General features: G+C 73.4%; 19 protein-coding genes and 4 pseudogenes. 13 read left to right on the top strand and 10 right to left on the bottom strand.

Annotated features, from left to right (window positions below; translation table 11 throughout):
- Positions 1-5 precede the first annotated feature (5 nt).
- The 5 genes and pseudogenes from ACH4EB_RS06375 to ACH4EB_RS06355 form a co-directional block, all read left to right on the top strand.
- Positions 6-527: a MaoC family dehydratase gene (locus ACH4EB_RS06375; protein WP_398346438.1), complete on the top strand. Its 522-nt coding sequence runs from the start codon at positions 6-8 to the stop codon at positions 525-527.
- 1 nt (position 528) lies between these two features.
- A complete protein-coding gene (locus tag ACH4EB_RS06370) occupies positions 529-1737 on the top strand; it encodes an acyl-CoA dehydrogenase family protein (protein WP_398346176.1) in 1209 nt (402 codons plus the stop codon).
- 169 nt (positions 1738-1906) lie between these two features.
- Positions 1907-2554, top strand: a complete 648-nt coding sequence (locus ACH4EB_RS06365) for a phosphatidylserine decarboxylase (RefSeq protein WP_030020415.1) — start codon at positions 1907-1909, stop codon at positions 2552-2554.
- 55 nt (positions 2555-2609) lie between these two features.
- Positions 2610-3155 (top strand): annotated as a pseudogene (locus tag ACH4EB_RS06360) (CDP-alcohol phosphatidyltransferase family protein); the annotation flags it as partial.
- Positions 3156-3249: 94 nt separating this feature from the next.
- Positions 3250-3312 (top strand): annotated as a pseudogene (locus tag ACH4EB_RS06355) (hypothetical protein); the annotation flags it as partial.
- A 205-nt stretch (positions 3313-3517) separates the two neighbouring features.
- On the opposite strand, the gene ACH4EB_RS06350 reads toward ACH4EB_RS06355, so the two are convergent.
- Positions 3518-4642 carry a glycerate kinase gene (locus ACH4EB_RS06350; RefSeq protein ID WP_398346437.1) on the bottom strand — a complete coding sequence of 375 codons (1125 nt, stop codon included), beginning with the start codon at positions 4640-4642 and terminating at the stop codon, positions 3518-3520.
- A 188-nt stretch (positions 4643-4830) separates the two neighbouring features.
- Between ACH4EB_RS06350 and ACH4EB_RS06345 the strand changes: the two genes are divergently transcribed.
- The 3 genes from ACH4EB_RS06345 to ACH4EB_RS06335 all read left to right on the top strand — a co-directional run bounded on the left by ACH4EB_RS06345 (position 4831) and on the right by ACH4EB_RS06335 (position 9026).
- On the top strand, positions 4831-6552 hold the full coding sequence (locus tag ACH4EB_RS06345) for a BCCT family transporter (protein WP_398346175.1): 1722 nt from the start codon (positions 4831-4833) through the stop codon (positions 6550-6552).
- An 85-nt stretch (positions 6553-6637) separates the two neighbouring features.
- On the top strand, positions 6638-7912 hold the full coding sequence (locus tag ACH4EB_RS06340; protein WP_398346174.1) for a tyrosinase family oxidase copper chaperone: 1275 nt from the start codon (positions 6638-6640) through the stop codon (positions 7910-7912).
- Positions 7913-8090: 178 nt separating this feature from the next.
- Positions 8091-9026, top strand: coding sequence for an LLM class flavin-dependent oxidoreductase (locus tag ACH4EB_RS06335; RefSeq protein WP_398346173.1), 936 nt, complete (start codon positions 8091-8093; stop codon positions 9024-9026).
- 135 nt (positions 9027-9161) lie between these two features.
- Here the strand turns inward: ACH4EB_RS06335 and ACH4EB_RS06330 are convergent.
- A pseudogene (locus ACH4EB_RS06330) lies at positions 9162-9558 on the bottom strand (LuxR C-terminal-related transcriptional regulator); the annotation flags it as partial.
- Between ACH4EB_RS06330 and ACH4EB_RS06325 the strand changes: the two are divergent.
- Positions 9544-9732 (top strand): annotated as a pseudogene (locus ACH4EB_RS06325) (carboxylesterase/lipase family protein); the annotation flags it as partial. The pseudogenes ACH4EB_RS06330 and ACH4EB_RS06325 overlap by 15 nt on opposite strands.
- Before the next feature lie 100 nt (positions 9733-9832).
- Positions 9833-10666, top strand: coding sequence for a nucleotidyltransferase domain-containing protein (locus tag ACH4EB_RS06320; protein WP_398346436.1), 834 nt, complete (start codon positions 9833-9835; stop codon positions 10664-10666).
- A 219-nt stretch (positions 10667-10885) separates the two neighbouring features.
- Here the strand turns inward: ACH4EB_RS06320 and ACH4EB_RS06315 are convergent, their stop codons facing one another.
- Both ACH4EB_RS06315 and ACH4EB_RS06310 read right to left on the bottom strand, forming a co-directional pair.
- Positions 10886-11452 (bottom strand): methylated-DNA--[protein]-cysteine S-methyltransferase, encoded by a 567-nt coding sequence (locus tag ACH4EB_RS06315; RefSeq protein ID WP_398346172.1) that lies wholly within the window; start codon positions 11450-11452, stop codon positions 10886-10888.
- A 7-nt stretch (positions 11453-11459) separates the two neighbouring features.
- A complete protein-coding gene (locus ACH4EB_RS06310; protein ID WP_398346171.1) occupies positions 11460-12932 on the bottom strand; it encodes an AlkA N-terminal domain-containing protein in 1473 nt (490 codons plus the stop codon).
- A gap of 313 nt (positions 12933-13245) precedes the next feature.
- On the opposite strand from ACH4EB_RS06310, the gene ACH4EB_RS06305 reads away from it, so the two are divergent.
- Positions 13246-14007 carry a GNAT family N-acetyltransferase gene (locus ACH4EB_RS06305; RefSeq protein ID WP_398346170.1) on the top strand — a complete coding sequence of 254 codons (762 nt, stop codon included), beginning with the start codon at positions 13246-13248 and terminating at the stop codon, positions 14005-14007.
- Positions 14008-14132: 125 nt separating this feature from the next.
- Here the strand turns inward: ACH4EB_RS06305 and ACH4EB_RS06300 are convergent, their stop codons facing one another.
- From ACH4EB_RS06300 to ACH4EB_RS06290, 3 genes are all read right to left on the bottom strand, one after another.
- On the bottom strand, positions 14133-14654 hold the full coding sequence (locus ACH4EB_RS06300; RefSeq protein ID WP_398346169.1) for an O-acetyl-ADP-ribose deacetylase: 522 nt from the start codon (positions 14652-14654) through the stop codon (positions 14133-14135).
- A 7-nt stretch (positions 14655-14661) separates the two neighbouring features.
- Complete coding sequence (locus ACH4EB_RS06295) at positions 14662-15198, bottom strand: GNAT family N-acetyltransferase (protein ID WP_398346168.1); 537 nt, start codon at positions 15196-15198, stop codon at positions 14662-14664.
- A gap of 85 nt (positions 15199-15283) precedes the next feature.
- Entirely contained in the window at positions 15284-15907 is a 624-nt protein-coding gene (locus ACH4EB_RS06290; RefSeq protein ID WP_398346167.1) for a TetR/AcrR family transcriptional regulator, read from the bottom strand.
- A 179-nt stretch (positions 15908-16086) separates the two neighbouring features.
- On the opposite strand from ACH4EB_RS06290, the gene ACH4EB_RS06285 reads away from it, so the two are divergent.
- Positions 16087-16716 carry an MSMEG_1061 family FMN-dependent PPOX-type flavoprotein gene (locus tag ACH4EB_RS06285; protein WP_398346165.1) on the top strand — a complete coding sequence of 210 codons (630 nt, stop codon included), beginning with the start codon at positions 16087-16089 and terminating at the stop codon, positions 16714-16716.
- A gap of 23 nt (positions 16717-16739) precedes the next feature.
- On the top strand, positions 16740-17648 hold the full coding sequence (locus tag ACH4EB_RS06280; protein ID WP_398346164.1) for a PDR/VanB family oxidoreductase: 909 nt from the start codon (positions 16740-16742) through the stop codon (positions 17646-17648).
- Between the two features lie 132 nt (positions 17649-17780).
- Here the strand turns inward: ACH4EB_RS06280 and ACH4EB_RS06275 are convergent, their stop codons facing one another.
- From ACH4EB_RS06275 to ACH4EB_RS06265, 3 genes are all read right to left on the bottom strand, one after another.
- Entirely contained in the window at positions 17781-19199 is a 1419-nt protein-coding gene (locus ACH4EB_RS06275) for a phytoene desaturase family protein (RefSeq protein ID WP_398346163.1), read from the bottom strand.
- Positions 19200-19239: 40 nt separating this feature from the next.
- Entirely contained in the window at positions 19240-20211 is a 972-nt protein-coding gene (locus tag ACH4EB_RS06270; protein ID WP_398346162.1) for an inositol monophosphatase family protein, read from the bottom strand.
- Positions 20212-20320: 109 nt separating this feature from the next.
- The gene (locus ACH4EB_RS06265) at positions 20321-22165 is read right to left on the bottom strand and encodes a gamma-glutamyltransferase family protein (protein ID WP_398346161.1); all 1845 of its coding nucleotides are present in this window, start codon (positions 22163-22165) and stop codon (positions 20321-20323) included.
- Positions 22166-22298 lie beyond the last annotated feature (133 nt).

Here is a 22298-nt window from a genome sequence, read left to right as displayed (position 1 = left end):
GCGCGATGCAGTTCGGCCGTACCTATGAGGAATTCACCGTCGGGGACGTCTACAAGCACTGGCCGGGAAAGACGGTCACGGAATACGACGACCACCTCTTCTGTCTGCTCACGATGAATCACCACCCGCTGCACATGGACAGCAACTACGCGGAGCGGACCACCGACTTCGGCAGGAATGTCGTCGTCGGCAACTACATCTACTCGCTGTTGCTGGGAATGTCGGTCCCGGATGTGTCGGGCAAGGCCATCGCGAATCTGGAAATCGAGTCGCTGAAGCATGTGGCGCCGACTTTTCACGGGGACACGCTCTACGGCGAGACGACGGTGCTCGGCAAAACGCCGTCGAAGTCGAAGAGCGACCGCGGGATCGTGTCCGTGGAGACCAAGGGCTACAAGCAGGACGGCACCCTGGTGTGCGTCTTCCGGCGCAAGGTGATGGTGCCCACCGCGACGTACGTCAAGGAGCGCGGCGGCGAGCAGCCGGGCCGCCCGGAGCTGCGGGAACCGGCCCGGAAGGAGAAGTGACATGAGCGGACGCCTCGCACGAACCGAGGGCCTGACGGACATCCAGCGGGAAATCCTCTCCACGGTCCGCGACTTCGTCGACAAAGAGATTCTGCCGGTCGCGACCGAGTTGGAGCACCGCGACGAGTACCCGACGCAGATAGTCGAGGGCCTGAAGGAACTCGGCGTCTTCGGGCTGATGATTCCGGAGGAGTACGGGGGCCTCGGCGAGTCGCTGCTGACGTACGCGCTGACGGTGGAGGAGATCGCCCGCGGCTGGATGAGCGTGTCGGGCATCATCAACACCCACTTCATTGTGGCGTACATGCTCAAGCAGCACGGCACGCAGGAGCAGAAGGACCATTTCCTGCCGAAGATGGCGGCGGGTGAGATCCGTGGCGCCTTCTCGATGTCGGAGCCGGCGCTCGGCTCGGACGTCTCGGCCATCACGTCCAAGGGCGTACGGGACGGCGAGAATTATGTACTGACCGGTCAGAAGATGTGGCTGACCAACGGCGGTTCGTCAACTCTGGTCGCGGTGCTGTGCCGTACGGACGAGGGCCATCCGGAGGGCACCGCGCCGCACAAGTCGATGACCACCTTCCTCGTGGAGAAGGAGGCGGGCTTCGGCGAGGTCCGGCCGGGCCTCACCATCCCCGGCAAGATCGACAAGATGGGCTACAAGGGTGTCGACACCACCGAGCTGATCATGGACGGGCTGCGCGTCCCCGCCGACCGGGTCCTCGGCGGCGAGACCGGGCGTGGCTTCTATCACATGATGGACGGCGTCGAGGTCGGCCGGGTGAACGTGGCCGCGCGGGGCTGCGGTGTCGCGCAGCGCGCCTTCGAGCTGGGCGTTTCGTACGCGCAGCAGCGGCACACGTTCGGCAAGCCGATCGCCCAGCACCAGGCGATTCAGTTCAAACTTGCCGAAATGGCGACAAAGGTGGAAGCGGCCCATGCGATGATGGTCAACGCCGCGCGCAAAAAGGACTCCGGCCAGCGAAACGACCTTGAGGCGGGCATGGCCAAGTACCTGGCCTCCGAGTACTGCAAGGAGGTGGTGGAGGACGCGTTCCGCATCCACGGCGGCTACGGCTTCTCCAAGGAGTACGAGATCGAGCGCCTCTACCGGGAGGCACCGATGCTCCTCATCGGTGAAGGTACCGCCGAGATCCAGAAAATGATCATCGGCCGACGGCTACTGGAGGAGTACCGAATCCAGGGGTGAACGCCCGATTTGGGGTGTTTTCTTCAGGACGAAGATCACACCCCGTCATCATGCTTCGGCCACGGATTGGCTCTGGCTCTTGGCCAGTTGCCGCTCGCAACCGATACCATCCCGGGAAAGCCGCCGTCCCCCATTGCATATGCGGCATCCTCCGCTACGAAGGTCATCCATGCCCCACAGCCAATCCTCTGCACAACGCGGTCGTGTCCGCCTCGCGCGCGGAGCGTCGCCGTGGCTCCTGCCGACCGTCGCGACGGCAGCGGTCAGTCTGGCCCGGTCCCGTCGCTCGGGACGCTGGGCTGCCGCCGCCGTGCCCGCCACCGCCCTGGCCGCGGGCATGCTGTGGTTCTTCCGCGACCCCGAGCGGGAGATCGCTCAGGGCCGGGTCATCTCCCCGGCCGACGGCGTGGTGCAGAGCATCATGCCGTGGAAGGACGGGCGCACCCGCGTCGCGATCTTCATGAGCCCGCTGAACGTCCACGTCAACCGCGCGCCGCTGGCCGGCACGGTGACGTCCGTGGAGCACATCCCCGGCGGGTACGTCCCGGCGTTCAACAAGGAGAGCGAGAACAACGAGCGGGTCGTCTGGCACTTCGACACCGAGCTCGGCGACATCGAGATGGTGCAGATCGCCGGTGCCGTGGCCCGCCGTATCGTGCCCTACGTGCCCCAGGGCTCGAAGGTGGAGCAGGGCGAGCGCATCGGCCTGATCCGCTTCGGGTCGCGCGTCGACGTCTACCTCCCGGCGGGTGTCGAGGCCGCGGTCGAGGTCGGCCAGGCCACCACCGCGGGGGTGACTCGTCTTGACCGTGATTGATCCCGACACACAGCCCGGCTGGGTCGCGGAGGCCGAGGAGGACACGGCCGACGACATGCCGCTGTCGACGCGGTTGTCGATAGCGGACACGCTCACTCTCGGCAACGCCATCTGCGGCTTCATGGCCGTCTACTTCACCACCACCGGCGTCCTGATCCCGCACCTGACGGGCAACGAGGACGGCGGGATGGCGCGGCACAGCGCCGCCATGGCGGTGATCCTGATGCTGCTGGCCTCCATCTTCGACCTGTTCGACGGGCTGGTCGCGCGCAAGCTGCGTGCCTCGGCGATGGGGGCGGAGCTGGACAACCTCTCCGACCTGATCAGCTTCGGGCTGGCGCCGGCGTACTTCGTCGTCACCTGGGGCATGGTCGCCCCGGACTCGCACCAGCGGGTGTCGGTGGTCGCGGCGGTGGTGGTGCTGCTGGCGGTGATCCTGCGCCTGGCCCGGTTCTCCTGCGTGACGCTGCGTGACGGGATCTTCCAGGGGATGCCGAGCCCGTTCGGCGCGCTGACCGTCGTCGCGATCGTGCTCATGGAGCTGCCCTTCGTGCCGACGCTGCTGGCGATCATCGGGGTGGCCTGGCTGATGGTGAGCCGGGTCGAGTACCCGAAGCCGCGGGGACGGCTGGCGGTGGCGATGCTGAGCTGGATCGTGCTGAGCATGGGGATGCTGGCGGCCTGGGCACTGGACGCCCCCGGCGGCCAGACCCTCCTACAGACCGGATGCTCCCTCCAGATCGTGCTGGGCGCGATGATCCCGGTCTTCGCGACGGCCCGCCGGGTCAACACCTTCCGCGACAACCGCCGCGAGGCGCGCAGCGCACAGATCCAGTAGCGGTTCAGGGACCACGAAGGCCCCCGCCGGGCGCAGCAGCCCGGCGGGGGCCTTCTGGCGTATCCGGAAGCACGAGGTCCCGGGGGGGGGCGCGTCCGGCCACGCCCCTCCCCGGCCTCAGCGCCTCACAGCAGGAAATCCCGCGCGAGGGCCTCGGCGGCCCGCTCCAGGAGCGGCCCCGCCGCGGCCATGCAGCGGGCCGGGTCCGGCTCCAGATCCGTCAGCGGGTAGGCGCGGCGGATGCCGGCCCGGCCCAGGGCCTCCGGCGGCAGGGCCAGCCGGCCGCAGACCGCCACGACGTCCAGGCCCGCCGCCCTGGCCGCGGCCGCGACGCCGGCCGGGGCCTTGCCGTGCAGGGTCTGCTCGTCCAGCGAGCCCTCGCCCGTGACGACGAAGGTGGCGCGGGCCAGGGCCGGGCCGAAGCCCAGCACCTCCAGCATGACGTCGATGCCGGGCCGGAAGGCGGCCCCCAGGCCGACCAGGGCGCCGTAGCCGATGCCGCCCGCCGCGCCCGCGCCGGGTGCGGCGGCGCACTCGGCGGCGCGGGGCCCCACCGCGGTCTCCAGGACCTTGGCGTAGTGGGCCAGGGCCGCGTCCAGCGCTTCGACGTCCTGCTCGCTCGCGCCCTTCTGCGGCCCGTAGACGGCTGGGGCGCCCTTGGGCCCGGTGAGCGGGTTGTCCACGTCGCTGGCGAGCACCACCTCCGTACGGGCGAGCCGCGGGTCCAGGCCCGAGAGGTCGGCGGTGGCCAGGTCGCGCAGCGCTCCGCCCCCCGGTGCGAGCGGCGCGCCCGCCGCGTCCAGGAAGCGGGCGCCGAGGGCGGCGAGCATCCCCGCGCCGCCGTCGGTCGTGGCGCTGCCGCCGACGCCGAAGACGATGGTGGAGGCGCCCGCGTCCAGCGCCGCGCGCAGCAGCTCGCCGGTGCCGTACGTGGTGGCCGTGAGCGGCGCGAAGCGGCCCTCCGGGAGGTGCTGGAGGCCGGACGCCTCGGCCATCTCCACCACGGCCGTACCGTCCGCGCGCAGCGCGAAGGTGGCCGTGACGGGGTCGCCCACCGGGCCCGTGACGCGTGCCTCGTGCCGGGCGAAGCCCGCCGCCAGGGCGGCCGCGACCGTGCCGTCGCCGCCGTCCGCGACCGGGACGGACTCCACCGCCAGGCCGGGGACGGCCCGGCGGAGCCCGGCGGTGACGTGCCGGGCGACCTCGGTGGCCGTGAGGGAGCCCTTGAATTTGTCCGCGGCGACCAGCACCCGCGGTGCGCGGTCCTGGTCTGCCGCCGGTGTCCTTGCTGCGTCCGCCACTGTTTCCCCTTGCTTTCGAACTGGCAGTCGCGCCGCTGTGACCTTATCCGGCGCGGACTCCGGCGAACAGGGAGCGGCGATGCCGGACGGCGCGCCAACCCGGCGAAGCAGGCTTTTCCCGGCCATAGTGGGACGCCATGAGCGTGCAGACGTCCGAGGAACCGACGCCGAATTCCGAACCGGGCACCGCGGAGCACGATCCGCCGCCCGATCTGACCCTGGTCGGTATCGGTGTGACAGCGGTCCTCGCGGTGGTGGCCTGGGCGGCACTGGGCAAAAAGAATTTCGAATCGGTCACCGACACCGCGCTGAATTGGGTGCTGGGAAATTTCGGCTGGCTGTTCGTGGTGGCCGCCGATGTGTTTCTCGTGCTGTGTGTCCTCATCGCGTTCAGCCGGTTCGGCCGTATCCGGCTCGGCAAGGACGACGCGGAGCCGGAATTCGGGAATCTGGCGTGGATCGCGATGATGTTCAGCGCCGGCATGGGAATCGGCCTGATGTTCTACGGCGTGGGCGAACCGTTGCAGCACTACGTCTCCCCGCCGCCCTCCAGCGGCGTCACCCCGCACAGCGGCGCCGCGGCCCGTACCGCGCTGGAGTACTCGTTCTTCCACTGGACCCTGACGCCCTGGGCCATCTACGGCATCGTCGGCCTGGCCCTGGCGTACGCGGGCTTCCGCAAGGGCCGCAGCAACCGGCTCAGCTCCGCCTTCGTCCCGCTGATCGGCGAGCGGCGGGCCGGCGGACGGCTGGGCCACCTGATCGACCTGCTGGCCGTCTTCGCGACCGTCTTCGGCACGGCCACCAGCCTGGGCCTCGGCGCCCTCCAGGTCAGCAAGGGACTCAACATCACCACGGGCGCGGCGGACAGCACGGGCGTGCAGCTCGTCATCATCGCCGCGCTGTCCGCCGCCTTCGTGGCGTCGGCCTTCTCCGGCCTGCACAAGGGCGTCAAGTGGCTGTCCACCCTGAACATCGTGCTGGCCGCGCTGCTGATGCTGTTCGTCTTCGTGCTCGGCCCGACGGTGTACGTCCTGGACAGCATCCCGGCGAGCGTCGGCGGCTACCTCGGCGATCTGCTGCCGATGGCCTCGCGGACCGGCGCGTTCACCGACGCGAGCTGGCTCGGCGTCTGGACGATCTTCTATTGGGCGTGGTGGCTGTCCTGGGCCCCGTTCGTCGGCACGTTCATCGCCCGTATCTCGCACGGGCGCACCGTCCGGGAGTTCCTCTTCGGCGTCCTGCTGGTGCCCAGCGGCGCGACGATGTTCTGGTTCTGCGTGATGGGCGGCAGCGCGATCCGGCTGGACGCCAGCGGCCTGGCCGACCTCGCGAAGAACGCGAAGGACGCGGAGGCGTCGCTGTTCGGGATGCTGGACGCACTGCCCGCCGGGACCGTCACCTCCTGGGTGGCGATGATCCTGGTGATGACGTACTTCATCACCAGCGCCGACTCCGCCTCCCTGGTCATGGGCTCGCTGACCAGCCGGGGCGCGCTGCACCCGCGGACGTGGCTGGTGGTCACCTGGGGCATCCTGATGGCCGCGGTCGCCGCGGTGCTGCTGGTGGCCGGCGGGCTGGGCTCGCTCCAGACGGCGACGATCCTGGTCGCGCTGCCGTTCGTGTTCGTGATGCTGGCGCTGTGCTGGGCGCTGCTCAAGGAGCTGCGGGAGGACCCGGGCGCCGGGCCGGCGCGGCACCACGCGATGCACGGACTGCGGAACGCGGTCCGTGCCATCGTCGGCGAGACGATCACCGAACAGGGGCCGACCCGGCACCCGCGGCTGCGGCGGGCGGCGGACGCCAAGCGGACGGGCGACGACCCGGGCCCGCCGGGGCAAGGGCCGACGGGATCGTAGGGAAGCCCGGGCGCGGGCCGGCGAGCGGCAGGACGCCGACGGAACGCCTGCCGGGGCGGAGGAAGTCCGGTGCGGAGGAGGTCCGGTGCGACGACGCGACGTGCTCGTGGGGGCCACGGTGGCCGGTGCCGCCGCGCTGCTGCCCGCGGCAGCCGACTCGCGCGCCCCGCGGCCGTACACCGAGCGGTACCTGGGCCGGACGATCCGCATCGGCACATCGCACGGCACGGCCCGAGTGACCATCGACGGCCGTGACCTGCGGCTGGTGCGGATGGGAGCGGGCGCCTACCTGTCCCCGCTGTGCCACTACGGGTTCGACCGGACCCCGCTGGCGGCCGCGCGCCGCGCCGTGCGGCGGCTGCGGGGCGCCCAGTTGCTGCCGTCCCCGTCGCCCCGGTCGTGGCCGGAGCCTGTGGTGCCGTCCGGCCCCGCGCCCCCGGCCCGCCCGTACGTCCGCAAGAACCACCTGGCGCTGACCGCGCGGGAGCGGCGCCGCTTCGTGGACGCCGTCCTGGAGGCCAAGCGGAGCGGCGTGTACGACGCACTGGTCGCCGTCCACGTCCGGGCGAACTCCCACGACTACATCCACCGGGACCACGGGCGGCGCAGCGCGCACCTGACCCCCTCCCTGCTGCCCTGGCACCGGCAGTTCCTGCTGTACTTCGAGCGGGCGCTGCGCGCGATCGACCCCGGCGTCACCCTGCCGTACTGGGACTGGACGAGCGACCGCGGCCGGGACTCGCCGCTGTGGGCCGACGACTTCATGGGCGGCGACGGGCGGCCCGGCGACCGGCAGGTGACCACGGGCCCCTTCGCGCGGCGCAACGGCTGGCGGCTGGGCGTCAACGTCCGGCCCACCGGCGGCGACGTGGAGTGGGCCAACGGGTACTACACCCAGGACGACCGGGACCACCTCACCCGCGCACTGCGCCCGTCCGGCGTCCTCTCGTCGGCCCGGCAGTTGGCGGCCGTCCTCGCGCTGCCCGTCTACGACAGCGCTCCCTGGAACCACCGGAGCGGCGAGGACGCGCCGTACCGCAGCTTCCGCAACCACCTGGAGGGCTACGCGAAGTTCCCGTGGGAGCGCGCCTGGGGCAAGCTGCACGGCTCCGCCCACCTCTTCGTCGGCGGCCACATGGACTTCCTCGGCTCGCCCAACGACCCGGTCTTCTTCCTCCACCACTGCTTCGTCGACAAGATCTGGGCCGACTGGCAGCGCCGGCACCCCGGCGTCCCCCACTACCTCCCGCTGGAGCCCACCCGGGACGTGCCCGGCCTGCACACCCCACTGGCCCCCTGGCACACCATGACACCCGCCGATCTCCTCGACCACACGCGTTTCTACCGCTACGACGTCTGAGAGCCGCGGGGTGGTCCGGCGGAACGATCCGCCCGGCCGCTGTCATCGCGCACGCGGGCCGCGCTGGGCGCGCCGACGCGCAGCCGGGGCCGAGGCCCAGGGCCGGTGGCGCCGGAGGTCCGGGGGCGCGTCGGCCGCCCCTTGACTTCAAGTCTGCTTGAGGTTGCATCGTCACCGTATGACGTTTCTCCCGGAGTCCGCGGTCCGGCCCGGCCGCCTGGCGGTGGGTGTGGTGCTCCCGTCGCCCGCCGTGCAGCGGGAGCAGAAGCTCCCCCTCACCGAGGCGGCGCGGCACGCGGAACTGGCCGGGCTCGACCTCGTCGCGTACGGAGGCCGGTCCGCGGCCGGCACCCCGGCGCTGGACGACGTGGTGGCGCTGGCGGCGGTGGCCGCCGCGACCGAGCGGATCGCCGTCGTCAGCGAGGCGTACGCGCCGGCGCTCCGGCCGCCGGCCCAGGCCGCCGAACAGATAGCGAGCTTGCAGCACATCGCGGACGGGCGGCTGGTGCTGGGCGTGGGAACGGGCGGCGGGCGCGCGCGGTGGACGGCCGCCGGTGTCCCGTACGAGGAGCGGGAGCGCCGGACCGACACGGTACTGCGGCTGCTGCCCCGCCTGCTCGCGGGCGAGCGGGTGCCCCTGCCGTACGCACCGGGCCACGCGACGGTGGAGTCGGCGCTCGCCGTGCCGATGCCGCCGGTCTGGATCAGCGGCACCTCACGCACCGCGGTACGGCGCGCCGCCCGCCTGGGCGACGGCTGGTTCCCTGCCCTGACATCGGCCGCCGGCGTGGCCGAGGGCGCCGTACACCTGGCGGAACTGGCGGCGGCGTACGGCCGTCCGGCCCCGGCCATCACGGTCGGCACCATCGGCGCGCTCGGCACGGAACCGGATCTCCCCACCCACGCGGACATCACCACCGGCCTCGCCACGGCACACGCCGGCCCGCCCGGCCGCTTCGCCGACGTGCCCGTGACCGGGAGCCCCCGCCAGGCGGCGGAACACCTGCACCGCTACTGCGGCGCCGGGGTCACCCGCGTCCTGGTCGCCGTCGCGGGCGGTGACTGGAGGCATCAGGTCGACTTGCTGGCGGACGTACGGGCACTGTTGCGCTGACGGGCCCGCTCTTCCGCACCCGTTCAACCGACGGCAGTCGGTCCCGGGCCGCCGGTGTCCGGTGCCGGACCGAACGGTTCCGGAACGGGCGGCGGGGTGCCGTAGGGCAGGGGCCGGTGATCCGAGGACGTGGCCTCAGCCCTGGTGGTCGGCGGTTGCGAAGGGACTTGCGACGAGGTCGCGTAACTGGGAGCGGGCGGTGATGCCCGGCTTGGGGAAGCTGCGGTAGAGGTGCGAGCTGACCGTGCGCGGGGAGAGGAAGAGCTTCTCGCCGATCTCGCGGTTGGTCAGTCCACGGGCGGCGAGCCGGATGATCTGCTGTTGCTGCGGGGAGAGTTCGGCGAGCGCGTCGGGGGTGGAGTCCGTGACGTCGAGTCCGGCGGCGCGTGCTTCGGTCCTGGCGCGCTCGATCCACGGGCGGGCGCCCAGGCGCCGGAAGGTCTCCAGGGCCTCGGTGAGCGGCGCGCGCCTCGACGATGCGCCGACGGCGACGCAGCCACTCGGCGGGGTCCAGCAGGGCCTGGGCGCGTTCACGGTCGAACAGGCCGCCCGCGTCACCAGGGCGGCGGCCGAGGCCCCGGGCATCACGCCCCATGCCGGCGCCTTCGCGGACATCTGCGACGGACGCCTGGTCGAGGCCGCCTCCCGGCTCGCCGGCATCGACCTGCGGACGGCACCCCTGGCCGGTCGGGCGGACGTCGGGCTGGCCGGGGTCTCAAGCCGCCCCTGGCGTAAGGGCGTTGGGGCGGGCCTCCTAGGCTGCTCCCATGGAGAACGCGGAGACCCCGGGCATCGGGACGCATGACATGCGGGAGGACTACTGGTTGGAGAGCGGGGCAGCCGCTCTCGCCGAGGTGCCGGGGGTCGTCGGTGTGACGCTCGGCGGCAGCCGGGCCCGGGGCACGCACCGGCCGGATTCCGACTGGGACCTGGGGGTCTACTACCGCGGCGAGGTCGGCCTCGGCGCCCTCGCGGAGCTGGCCGCCGAGGTCACCGGAGGGCCGGTGGAGATCCACCGGCCGGGCGCGTGGGGCGCGTGGGTCAACGGCGGGGCGTGGCTGGTGATGCCGGACGGCAGTCATGTGGACTGGATCCTGCGGGATGCCGACCGGGTGGAACGGGTGTGGCGGGAGTGCCAGGCGGGCCGGTACGAGATCGGTGCCCAGGTGGGGCACCCGCTGGGCTTCTGGTCCCCCGCGTACGCGGGGGAACTGGCCCTGTCGCGGGTGCTGGCCGATCCCACCGGTGACCTGGGGCGACTCAAAGGAGAAATGCGGGAATACCCGGAACCGCTGCGGGCCGCGCTCACCGGGACGGCCGTCTGGGACGCCGGGTTCTCCGTGGCCATGGCGGGCAAGGCCCAGGCGTCCGCGGACACCCTGCACGCGGCCCTGTGCCTGGCACGGGCGGTCGGCGACCTGACCCAGGCGCTGCACGCCCACCACCGGACCTGGTGCATCAACGAGAAGGGCGCGCTCGCCGCCGCCGCTGCCCTGCCCGGCACCCCGCCCGGCTTCGCGGAGCGAGCGGGCGCCCTGCTGGGCGAGCTCGGCCGTACGGGCCCGGAGTTGGCGCGGTCGCTGGAAGCGGCGGAGCTGCTGGTCGCGGAGGTGCGGACCGCGGTGGAGGGCGACGGCTGAGCGTACGGGGACAGCGTAGGGGTGGTGCGGGTGCTTGCCCTCCTGGGGCGCTCGCTGTCCCGGGGCAGTCTCTCTCCCGGGGCGCCCGCCCCCCGGATGCTCACCCTCCCGAAGCGCTCGCCCTCCCAGGAGGCTCGCTCCTGGGAAGAGCGGGTCTCCGGGCCACCCGGGCCTCCGGGCCACCCGGGCTCCCGAGCTCTCGGACCCCCGGCCCCCGCCTCACCCGAAGAGCGCCTGCTGCCCGCCGAGATCCAGGCGCTCCCGCCCCCGCGCGGACCCGCCCCGCTCGAACTCCAGCAGTCGGCGCTTGCGGTCGAGACCGCCGCCGTAGCCCGTGAGGCTGCCGCTCGCTCCGATGACACGGTGGCAGGGGATGACGATGCCGATGGGGTTCCTGCCGTTGGCGAGGCCCACCGCGCGGGCGGCGGAGGGCCGGCCGAGGCGGTCGGCGAGCTGTCCGTACGAGAGGGTCCCGCCGTACGGGATCTCGCACAGGGCGGCCCAGACGCGGCGCTGGAAGGGGGTCCCCCGGGGCGCCAGGGGGAGGTCGAAGGTGGTGAGCGTGCCGTCGAAGTAGGCACGGAGCTGGCGTACGGCCGCCGCGAACGGCGGGGCCGCCAGGTCCTCCGGCGGGCCGAAGGTCTCCTGCGGCGGGCGGTGGCGCTGGTCGGTCATGTAGAGGCCGGCGAGGGCGTCGCCCTCGGCGACGAGGGTCAGCGGGCCGTACGGGGTGTCGGCGAGGAGGGCGTGACGGCGCTCGCCACCTGCGGAAACGGGAACGTTCATGGCTGCCTCAGTCGGTGGGGAGGTGGTTGATGGGGTGGTCGTCGGTGGCCCAGAGGTACTGGACGGCGTACGCGCGCCACGGGCGCCAGCGCGCCGAGTGCCGTACGAGCGCCGCCGGGGTGGCCGGCAGCCCGAGCTGCGCGGCGGCGCGGCGCAGGCCCAGGTCGGTCGGGGTGAAGGCGTCGGGATCGCCGAGGGCGCGCATCGCGATGCACTCGACGGTCCAGGGGCCCACGCCGGGCAGCGCGGCGAGCCGGGCCCGGGCCCGGGAGCGATCGCCGCCGACACCGAGCTGTACGGTGCCGTCGGCCAGGGCCGTGATCATTGCGGTGAGGGTGGCGCGCCGGGTGCGCGGCATGGCGAGCGCCTCGGGGTCCAGTCCGGCCAGCTCGGCGGCGGAGGGGAAGAGGTGGGTCAGGCCGCCCGCCGGATCGTCGATCCTCCGGCCGTGCGCGGTGACCAGCCGGCCCGCATGCGTGCGGGCGGCGGCGGTGGACACCTGCTGGCCCAGTACGGCCCGTACCGCGAACTCGTCCGCGTCCACGGTGCGCGGCACCCGCCGCCCCGGCGCCTTGCGGACCAGCGGGGCGAGCACCGGGTCGGCGCCCAGCAGCCCGTCGACCGCCTCCGGGTCGGCGTCCAGGTCGAGCATCCGGCGGCAGCGGGCGATGGCCCCCGCGAGGTCGCGCAGGTCGGTGAGGGACAGCCGGCAGTCGATGTGGTCGGGGCGCGGGCTGAGGGCGACGATGCCGTGCCCGTACGGGAGGTCGAGCGTGCGCCGGTACGCGCCGTCCCGCCACTCCTCCACGCCCGGTACGGCGGTCGCGGCCAGGTGGCCGAAGAGGTTGTCGGGGCAGAGCGGCTGCCGGAAGGGGAGCCGCAGGGTGAGCGCGCCGGGCAGGGCGGCGCCGGTGCCGGGCCCGGCGCGCCGCCGCAGCTCGGTCGGCGACAGCGCGAAGACCTCCCGTACCGTCTCGTTGAAGGTGCGGATGCTGGCGAACCCGGCGGCGAACGCCACGTCGGCCATGGGCAGTTCGGAGGTCTCGATCAGCAGCCGCGCGGTCTGGGCGCGCTGCGCGCGGGCCAGGGCGAGCGGCCCGGCCCCCAGCTCGGCCAGCAGTTGCCGCTCGACCTGGCGGGTGCTGTAGCCGAGCCGGGCGGCCAGGCCGGGGATGCCTTCGCGGTCGACGACACCGTCGGTGATCAGCCGCATCGCGCGCGCCACGAGGTCGGCGCGCTCGTCCCACTGCGGCGAGCCGGGGCTGGCGTCCGGGCGGCACCGTTTGCAGGCGCGGTACCCGGCCTGCTGAGCGGCGGCGGCGCTCGGGTGGAAGGTGATGTTCTCGGGCTTGGGCGGCACCACCGGGCAACTGGGACGACAGTAGATGCGCGTGGTGCGTACCGCCGTGTAGAACCATCCGTCGAACCTGGCGTCCTTGGACTGAACGGCGCGCAGACAGCGCTCGAAGTCGGTGTGCATGTCTTCAGGGTCCGGCAGCCCCGGCCGTTCGGCTGGCGGTTTTCCGACCTCAGCCTCCGGTGACCATCGACGGCGCGGCCGCCGCGGAGTCTGCCGGTGACGCCGTTCCCGGCCGCGCGCCCCGGGTGGCATACGGCACCCGCAGAGGATTTGCACCGGCCCGGGGGCGGTGTGCGAGAGTTGGTCACCCGGTCGGCCGGGCGCGCACGTGTGCGCAGCCGCTGCCGGGACCCCCTACTTCAGACGAACGGTTCCGGCCGCGCCTCCAGCGTGTCCGGAGTCGTTCCCCTCCCTACGTCCTTCTCAGAGAGTGATGCAGGCAACGACTCTTCTCCCCCGGACCGAGGACCTGTTCACCCAGGGCCTGGAGCTCCAGGAGGGTGCTGCCCTCCTGCGTTTCGGCGCCGCGCGGCAGCGGCCCGCCGACCGGACCAGTTGGTGCAACGCCGGTGCCGTGTCCTGGCTCGACGCCGCCCGCGGGCACGTGTGGAGCGTCGGCGAGGCGGATGCCGCCGCCGGTCTCGTGCTCCGTGCCGCGCAGGGTTTCCCCGACGGCGTACGGGAGTTCACCGGACCGCGCGGCACCGAGACGCTGGTCGCCCGCCACCTGGCGGTGACCGACGTGGTCGAGTGGGTCTTCCGCTGGACGCTGGAGGAACCGCCCGTCCACCCGGCGGAGGGCCGGGTGGTCGCGCTCGACGAGAGCCACCACGAGGAACTGCTCGCCTTCCTCAACGAGCACAGCCCGGCCCACTCGACCGGCCCCGGCTCCGCGGACGTCAGTCTCTGGGCGGGCATCCGTGGCCCGGACGGGCGGCTGGTGGCGTGCGGCGCGATGAGCAGTCTGCGGGACAGCGGCGCCCCGCTGATGGCGTCCGTCGCGACGGACGCCGCCCAGCGCGGGCAGGGTCTCGGCGCCGCGCTGACCTCCTGGCTGACCCGGCACACCGTGCGGCGGCACGGGTTCTGCACGCTGTGGCAGCTCGCCGAGAACGCGCCCGCCGAACGCCTCTACGACCGGCTCGGCTACCGCAACGAGGACCCGTGCGTCTCGGCACGGTTCGCCTGGCACTGAGCCGCGCGCGACGCGTACCCGGCGGGCGGGCGTGGGGCCGGCGTACAGACTTGAGAGCGGCGTACGGGCGCGGATCGGCGTACGGGGGCAGGGCCGGCGTACGGGCAGGTGTCCCGGAGCGGCCCTCAGCCCACGCGCGCGGCGAACGCCCCGTAGGCCCGCTCGTCGAACAGCACGAAGCGCACCTCCGCCGCGGACGTCTTCGCGGCCCGTACCGTCTCGACCGCGATACGGGCCGCGTCGTCCAGCGGCCAGCGGTAGATACCGGCGGAGATCGCCGGGAAGGCGACAGTGCGGGCACCCAGCTCGTCGGCGACCCGCAGCGACTCGCGGTAGCAGGAGGCGAGCAGGTCCGAGCGGTCCTCGGTCTTCGCCCAGACCGGCCCGACGGTGTGGATCACCCAGCGGGCCGGCAGCCGGCCCGCCGTGGTCGCCACGGCCTGCCCGGTGGCCAGGCCCTTCCCGTAGTGCGAGGCACGCAGCGCGCGGCACTCGGCCAGGATCTCGGGGCCGCCGCGCCGGTGGATCGCGCCGTCCACGCCCCCGCCGCCCAGCAGCGAGGAGTTGGCGGCGTTCACCACGGCGTCCACCTGCTGTTCGGTGATGTCGCCGGCGACGAGGGTGAGGGCGGGGGTGTGCGCGGTCATACGGCCATCATGCCCCGTCGTGCGGCTTCCGGTCGGACGGGGCCGCCGTCTCCCCCGGCCACGTGATCGCGAAGTACTTCACCCGCTCGTCCTCCCCCACCGGCCGCATCCCGACGGCGGTCATCACGTGCTGGGACGCGGTGTTGCCGTGGTCGGCGTCGCCCTGCACGCGGGTGATGCCGTGTTCCCTGGCGAGGTGCAGCAGCCCGCGCAGGGCCTCGGCCGCGTACCCGTGGCCCCGCGCCTCGGGGACCAGGCCGTACCCGATCGTCACACTGCCGTCCGCGTCCGGCGGCCGGTTGAAACCGAGGCTGCCGATGACCAGCCCGTCCGTCCGGCGGCGTATCTCGTAGTCCCCGAACGGCCGCGGGTCGCCGGTGGCCGCGCAGTGGCCGAGGAAGTCGGTGGCGGATTCCACGTCCCCGTCCGTCGGGTAGCCGGGCGCCCACCGGTCACCCTCGACCGGTGTACGCGCCACCACCCGCTCCGCCTCACTCACGCTCAGGGGGTGGAGCACCAGCCGCGCTGTCCGAAGATCGCTCATGACAAGGGGATTACCACGCGCGGTGAGCGCTGCGCACGGGAGTTTCCGGCCGTGGCGCCGGCCGGGCCCGCGGGCGGCCGTCCCCTCAGCGGGCCGTCGTGAGGTAACCGGTGAGCATGGCGACCAGTTCGTTCTCCAGCCGGGTGGCCGCCACCGGGTCCGGTGCGGCGAGGAGCTGGTGGACGGTGAGTTCGATCGTGGTCACGACGAGGCGGGTGGCGACGTACGTGTCCTCGACGCGGACCTCCGGGTGGTGGGCGAACAGCTCGTGGGCGTAGGCGGTCCGCTCTCGCTGATGCCGGCTGATCTTGTCGAGCAGTTCCGGGGAACGGGGCCCCTGTTCGGCCATGACGCGCAGCAGAGCGGGGTCGTCGAGGTGGTTGCCGATCGAGGTGCGCACGAAGAGGCGGAGGATCTCTTCGAGGGAGTCGGGCAGCGCTTCGTCCTGATGACGGCCGGCGGCGGCCATCCCGGCATCGAGGTGCCGGGTCAGCAGCTCCGCCAGGATCGCGTCCTTGTTCGGGTAGTACTGGTACAGCGAGCCGATCGACACCCGCGCCCGCTCCGCGATGCGGTTGGTGGTCCCCGCGGCATAGCCGTACTCGGCGAAAACGTGAGCAGCCGCGGTGAGGATGCGCTGCCTGGTGGCTTCGGCCCGGGCCTGGCGCGGCTGTTTACGCGGCTGGAGTCCACGGCGGTCGGCCGGCATGACGCCTCCTGGGCAGCCCCTCGAAAGCGAGTGGCGAAAGACCTGAGCAATTACTCACAATAGTGCCATGAGCTGCGGCGGAGCGGTGCCTTGCCGCCGTTGTGCAGAAAGGCGGGAGCAGAGCGGGGACGCCGACGACGCCCTCGTCCGCTGTTTCGCCCCTCCCGGAAGGAGCCCTCATGACGCAGGTCCGCACCCGCCCCCGGCGGTTGTCCCACGCCGAGGTCCGCGCCCGGCTCGGTGAACCCGAAGCCATGCTCGAAAACAAGAAGATCGACCACATCGACGAGTTCGCCCGCCGTTTCATCGCGCACGCGCCCTTCCTGTCGCTGGCCACGGCGGACGCGGCAGGGCGCGCCGACTGCTCACCGCGCGGTGACTACCCGGGGTTCGTGAAGGTCCTCGACACGCACACGCTCGCGATACCCGACCGGCCGGGCAACAGGATCGCCGACTCGTTCCGCAACATCGCGGAGAACGACGAGGTGGGACTGCTCTTCCTGGTCCCCGGGATGTCGGAGACCCTGCGGGTCAACGGCCGCGCCTACCCCACCGACGAGCCCGACGTGCTGGCCCGGATGCGTACCGAGGCCAAGGCGCCGGTCCTGGCGATCGTCGTCGAGGTGGCCGAGGCGTACTTCCACTGCGGCCGTGCGCTCCTGCGGTCCCGGCTGTGGGACCCGGCGAGCCGGGCGCTGGCCGACGAGCTGCCGTCGGTCGGCGAGATCGCCGCCGCCCAGTTCGGGTCCGACATCGACCCGCGGCATTTCGAAGCCGTCCTCGAAGAGTCCTACCGCAAGCTCTACTGACCGCGCCGGAAAGGGAATCACCGATGCAGCGGACCCTCCTCGACCGTATCGACCAGGTCGCCGACGACGTCGTCTCCCTCGCCCTGCGCGGCGCCGACGGCCCGCTGGCGCCCTGGGAGCCGGGCGCCCACGTCGACCTGGCCCTGCCGAACTGGCTGACCCGGCAGTACTCCCTGTGCGGTGATCCGGCCGACCGTGCGACCTACCGTGTCGCCGTACGGTACGACCCGCTCAGCCGGGGCGGCTCCGAATACATCCACCGCTTCCTGCGCCCGGGGCGCCCGCTCGACGTGTCCCTGCCGCGCAATCACTTCCCCTTGCTCCCCGCGCCGCGGTACCTGTTCCTCGCCGGCGGCATCGGCATCACCCCCGTCCTGCCGATGCTGCGCGCGGCGACCGCGGCGGGGCGGCCGGCCTCGCTCGTGTACGCGGGGCCGTCGGCGGCCACCATGCCCTTCGCCGATGAGCTGCGCTCCGCCTACGGGGACGCCGTACGCATCGTCGCCACCCGGCAGCACGGCAGGCCGGACTTCGGCACGCTGGCGGCCGGGCTGGAGCCCGGCACCCTGGTCTACTGCTGCGGCCCGGCCTCCATGCTCGCGGCGGCGGAGGCCGCCTTCCCGGCCGGACAGCTCCGTACGGAGCGGTTCCAGCCTGCGCCCAAGGTGTTCGCGCCCGCCACGGCGTTCGAGGCGGCATGTGCCCGCTCGGGGCGGACGGTCCAGGTGGATGCCGACGAGTCGCTGCTGGACGCCCTGAACCACGCCGGGCACTCCGTGCCGTCCGGGTGCCGCGAAGGCGTCTGCGGCAGTTGCGAGGTCACCGTCCTCGACGGGGAGGTCGAGCACCGGGACGACATCGGCGCCCCGGAGGGTCGCATGTTCGCCTGTGTCTCCCGGGCGCTGAGCCCGCGGCTGGTGCTCGATCTCTGAGCCGCCGCGGGGGGCCGGGTGTGCTGCGGGTGGCGGGCGGGCTGTCGGCCGGGGTTGGCGGTCGGCCGGATCGCGGCCCCCCGGGGTGCGTGGGCGGCCGGGTGCGGGGCGGCCGACGTGCGGACTCGGGTTTCAGCGGGTGGGCCGGAGCCGGGACCAGACCGCCCGGGCGGCGTGGTGCCCGGACATACCGTGGACGCCGGGGCCCGGCGGGGTGGACTGGGAGCACAGGAAGACCGCCGGATGGGCGGTGGTGTACGGGATACGGGCCGGTTTGGGGCGGATGACCAGCCCCAGGCCCGCCGCGGAGCCCGCGCAGATGTCCCCGCCGACGTAGTTCGCGTTACGGGCGGCCAGTTGGGGCGGCCCGGCGACGGCGCGGGCCAGCACCAGGTCGCGGAACCCGGGCGCGAAGCGCTCCAGTTGGCGTTCGACCGCTTCTGTGGCGTCGCCCTCCCACCCGTGCGGGACGTGCCCGTACACCCAGAAGGTGTGCTTGCCCTCGGGGGCGCGGGTGGGGTCGGTCAGACTGGGCTGCGAGGTGATCAGGAAGGGTACGGACGGGGCGCGGCCGTCGGCGGCGGCGCGCAGCGCGGTGCCGATCTCTCCGCTGGTGGGGCCGAGGTGCACGGTGCCCGCCCGGCGGGCCTCGGCCGAGGTCCACGGCACCGGGCCCGACAGCGCGTAGTCGATCTTGAAGACGCCGGGGCCGTACCGTACTCCCCGGTAAGCGTTGCCGAGCCCCGCGATCCGGGCGAGGGCGGTCGGCGAGGTGTCGAAGACATACGCGCGGGCCGGGGGCAGATCGTCCAGCCGCTTGACCTCGTAGCCCGTGTGCACCACACCGCCGTGCAGGCGCAGCAGCGCGGCCAGGGCGTCGGGGATGGCCTGCGAGCCGCCGCGCGGGATCGGCCAGCCGCCCGCGTGCGCGGCGAGGGCGAACATGAGCGCGGCGCCGCCGGTGCCCGGGCTGCTGAGCGGCGCGATGACATGCGCGGCGAGCCCGGCGAACAGACCGCGCGCCTTCTGGTCCCGGAACCGCCGGTTGAGCAGCGCGGCCGGCTGGGCCGCGGCCAGACCGAACCGGGCGTACGTCACCGGGTCGCGGGGCAGGCCGAGCCACTGGGTGCGCAGGAAGTCCGCGGCGAGGGTGTCCCACTTGCCGAGGAACGGCGCGAGCAGACGGCGGTACGTCCCGGCGTCGTGCGCGCCGAGGGACATCGCCGTCTCGCCGACGGAGCGGGCGAGCACCGCGGCCGTGCCGTCGGGGAAGGGGTGCGCCAGCGGGAGGTCGGGGTGCAGCCAGCGCAGGCCGTGCCGCTCCAGGTCCATGGCGGCGAAGGCGGGCGAGCCGACGGCGAGCGGGTGCACCGCCGAGCAGGGGTCGTGCCGGAAGCCGGGGAGGGTCAGCTCCTCCGTGCGGGCGCCGCCGCCGATGGTGGCGTGCGCCTCGAAGACCTCGACGGACATGCCGCGCCGGGCCAGTTCGACGGCGGCGGTCAGCCCGTTGGGGCCCGCCCCGATCACCACGGCATCGAGCATCGTCGGCACCTGCGCCACTCCCCTCGTGTGCGACCCTCGCCGTTGAGGATCAGTTGGCGGCCGCCAGCAGTCCGAGGATACGCCGGGCGGTGTCCTCGTCCCGCGCCGCGGTGAAGGGCAGCGCGTTGCCGCCGGCGATACGGAACGGCTCGCCGGCGACCGTGCCGCTCGCGCCGCCCGTCTCGTGGACCAGCAGCAGCCCCGCCGCGTGGTCCCAGGCGTTCTCCCAACTGAAGGCGACGGCGTCGATCCGGCCCTGCGCGACGTGCAGGTACTCCAGGCCCGCCGAGCCGCAGGGGCGCGGGGCGATGCCATCGGTCTCCAGGGCTGCCAGCACCCGCTTCTGCTCGTCGGTGGTGAAGTCGTAGTGCGATATCGCCACGTCCAGCACCGCGCCGGCCGCGGGGGCTGCCGGGCGCAGCGGCGTCCCGTTCAGCTCGGCGCCCGCGCCGCGGCGGGCGACCGCCATCAGGTCCAGGGCGGGGGCGTACGTCCAGGAGGCGAGCAGCTCGCCGCGCAGCGCCAGGGTGACGAGCGTGGCGAAGCCCGGATCGCCGTGCACGAACTGGCGGGTGCCGTCGACCGGGTCGACGATCCACACCGGCGCGTCGCCGCCCAGGGCCGCCAGCACGGCCGGGTCGGCGTGCACCGCCTCCTCGCCGACCACCAGCGAGCCGGGCAGCAGGCTCGTCAGGGCCTCGGTCAGGTGCTCCTCGGCCAGCCGGTCGGCGACCGTGACGAGGTCGTGCGGGCCGTTCTTCTCCAGCACCTCGTGGGCGGCGAGCTGCCGGAACCGGGGCATGATCTCGGCCGCCGCGGCCTTGCGGACGGCGTCCTCGACGGCGACCGGGTCCAGCGCCCGCAGCACCTCGTCCGCCGTGTGCGGCCCGGCGCCGCCGGGCCGCGCCGGTGCCACGCGGGCCCTGCCTGCCGCTCCCGCGGGGCCGGCCACTCCCGTGGGGTCCATCGCTTCCGTCGAGTCCGTCGTCTCTCCCGCATTCGCATGAATTGCTTCGATCATGTGTCCATCGAATCACGCCCCACCGACACGGGGGCTGGACAGGAGGTGAACTCCGGATGCCGGGGCCGGGCCCCGGCGCCTGCCACGGCGCCCGGCCGTGCCGCGTTCCCTACCGCCCGACCGCGTAGCCCTGCATACCCCGCGGGTTCGCCGCCGCCGACAGCACCCCGGTCTCCGGGTCCCGCGCCACCGCGGACAGCCGCCCCTCCGACCACGCGTCACCGACGGTCACCGCATGCCCGCGCCGCCGCAGCCCCCCGATCACGTCCGCGCCGAAGCCGGGCTCGACGGTGACGCCGCCCGGCCGCATGGCGCGCGGGAAGAAGGACCCGGGGAAGGAGTCGTTGTGCCAGTTCGGCGCGTCGATCGCGCCTTGGAGGTCGAGGCCGCCGCGCACGGGGGCGCGCAGGGCCACGGCGAGGAGGAAGTGCAACTGCCACTGGTCCTGCTGGTCGCCGCCGGGGGTGCCGAAGGCCATGACGGGGACGCCGTCCCGCAGCGCCAGGGAGGGGGTGAGGGTGGTGCGCGGGCGGCGCCCCGGCGTGAGGGTGTTGGGCAGCCCCTCCTCCAGCCAGGCCATCTGGAGGCGCGTACCGAGCGGGAAGCCGAGCGCGGGGACCACCGGGTTGGACTGGAGCCAGCCGCCGGAGGGCGTCGCGGACACCATGTTGCCCCAGCGGTCCACGATGTCGATGTGGCAGGTGTCGCCCCGAGTGGCGCCGCTCCGGTCGACCTCGGGCGCGATGACGGGCGCGGCACCGGGTGCGCCGGGGGTCGCCACCGTGGGCTCGCCCGCCCCGGCGGCACCCGGCGCTCCGGCGGCGTCCTCGCCCGCGGCGACCGCCAGCGCGTGCTTGCTCAGCCGGGGCGTGCGACCGTCCGGGCTGCCGGGCCGCAACTCGTACGAGGCGTGCTCCCCGATCAGCGCCCGCCGCGCCGCGTTGTAGTCCTCGCTCAGCAGCGTCCCGACCGGCACCTCGGCCGCGTCGCCGTACCAGGCCTCCCGGTCGGCCATGGCCAGCTTGCAGCCCTCGATCAGCAGGTGCAGGTACTCAGCGCTCCCGTATGCGGGCAGCTCCGCCGGCAGCAGCGCCAGTTGCTGCAACAGGACCGGGCCCTGCGACCAGCCGCCCGCCTTCGCCACGGTCCAGCCGTTCCAGTCGTAGGTGACCGGGTCCTCGTACGTCGCGGAGAAGGCCGCCAGGTCGTCGCCCGTCAGGGTGCCGGCGTGCCGCTCGCCGGAGGTGTCCATGGCGGGGCGGGCGGCGAACGCGGCCAGCGCCTCGCCGATGAAGCCCTCGCGCCAGATCCGCCGGGCGGCGTCGATCTGCGCCTCCCGGTCCGCCGACGCGGCCTCGGACTCGCTGATCAGACGGCGCCAGGTGGCCGCCAGCGGACGGTTCTCGATCAGCTCGCCGGGCGCGGCCGGCCGGCCCTGCGGAAGATAGATCTCGGCGGACGATATCCACTCCGTCTCGAAGAGTTCCCGGACCGTCGCGACCGTCTCGCCCACCCGTTCGACGGCCGGGTGCCCGTGTTCCGCGTACCCGATGGCGTACCTCAGCACTTCACCCAGCGTCCTGGTGCCGTGATCGCGCAGCAACAGCATCCAGGCGTCGAAGGCGCCGGGCACGGCGGCGGCGAGCGGGCCGGTGCCCGGCACCAGGCCGAGCCCGAGGGAGGTGTAGTGCGCCACGCTCGCCCCGGCGGGCGCGGGCCCCTGCCCGCACAGCACCCGCACCGGCCCGCCCGCGGGCGCGAGGACGACGGGCACCTCCCCCGCCGGGCCGTTCAGGTGCGGCTCCACGACGTGCAGCACGAACCCGGCGGCCACCGCCGCGTCGAAAGCGTTGCCACCGTCCTCCAGCACGGCCATCGCGGACTGCGAGGCCAGCCAGTGCGTGGTCGCGGCCATACCGAAGGTTCCCTGGAGGGTCGGACGGGTGGTGAACACGGATCTCCTCGTATCGTGCGAACGGTCAGCCAGTCTCTTCCCGCCCCCTCCCCCCTGCCATCCGGGGAAATCCCCCACCCGGCCCCTTCCTGATCACATCGGCCGGGCCACGGCCGCCCACGCACATGCGTTC

Source organism: Streptomyces sp. NPDC018045, from assembly GCF_044327445.1.
Lineage (GTDB): Bacteria > Actinomycetota > Actinomycetes > Streptomycetales > Streptomycetaceae > Streptomyces.
Note: the sequence above shows the minus strand (reverse complement) of the source record. Positions and strands in the feature narration are given on the sequence as shown.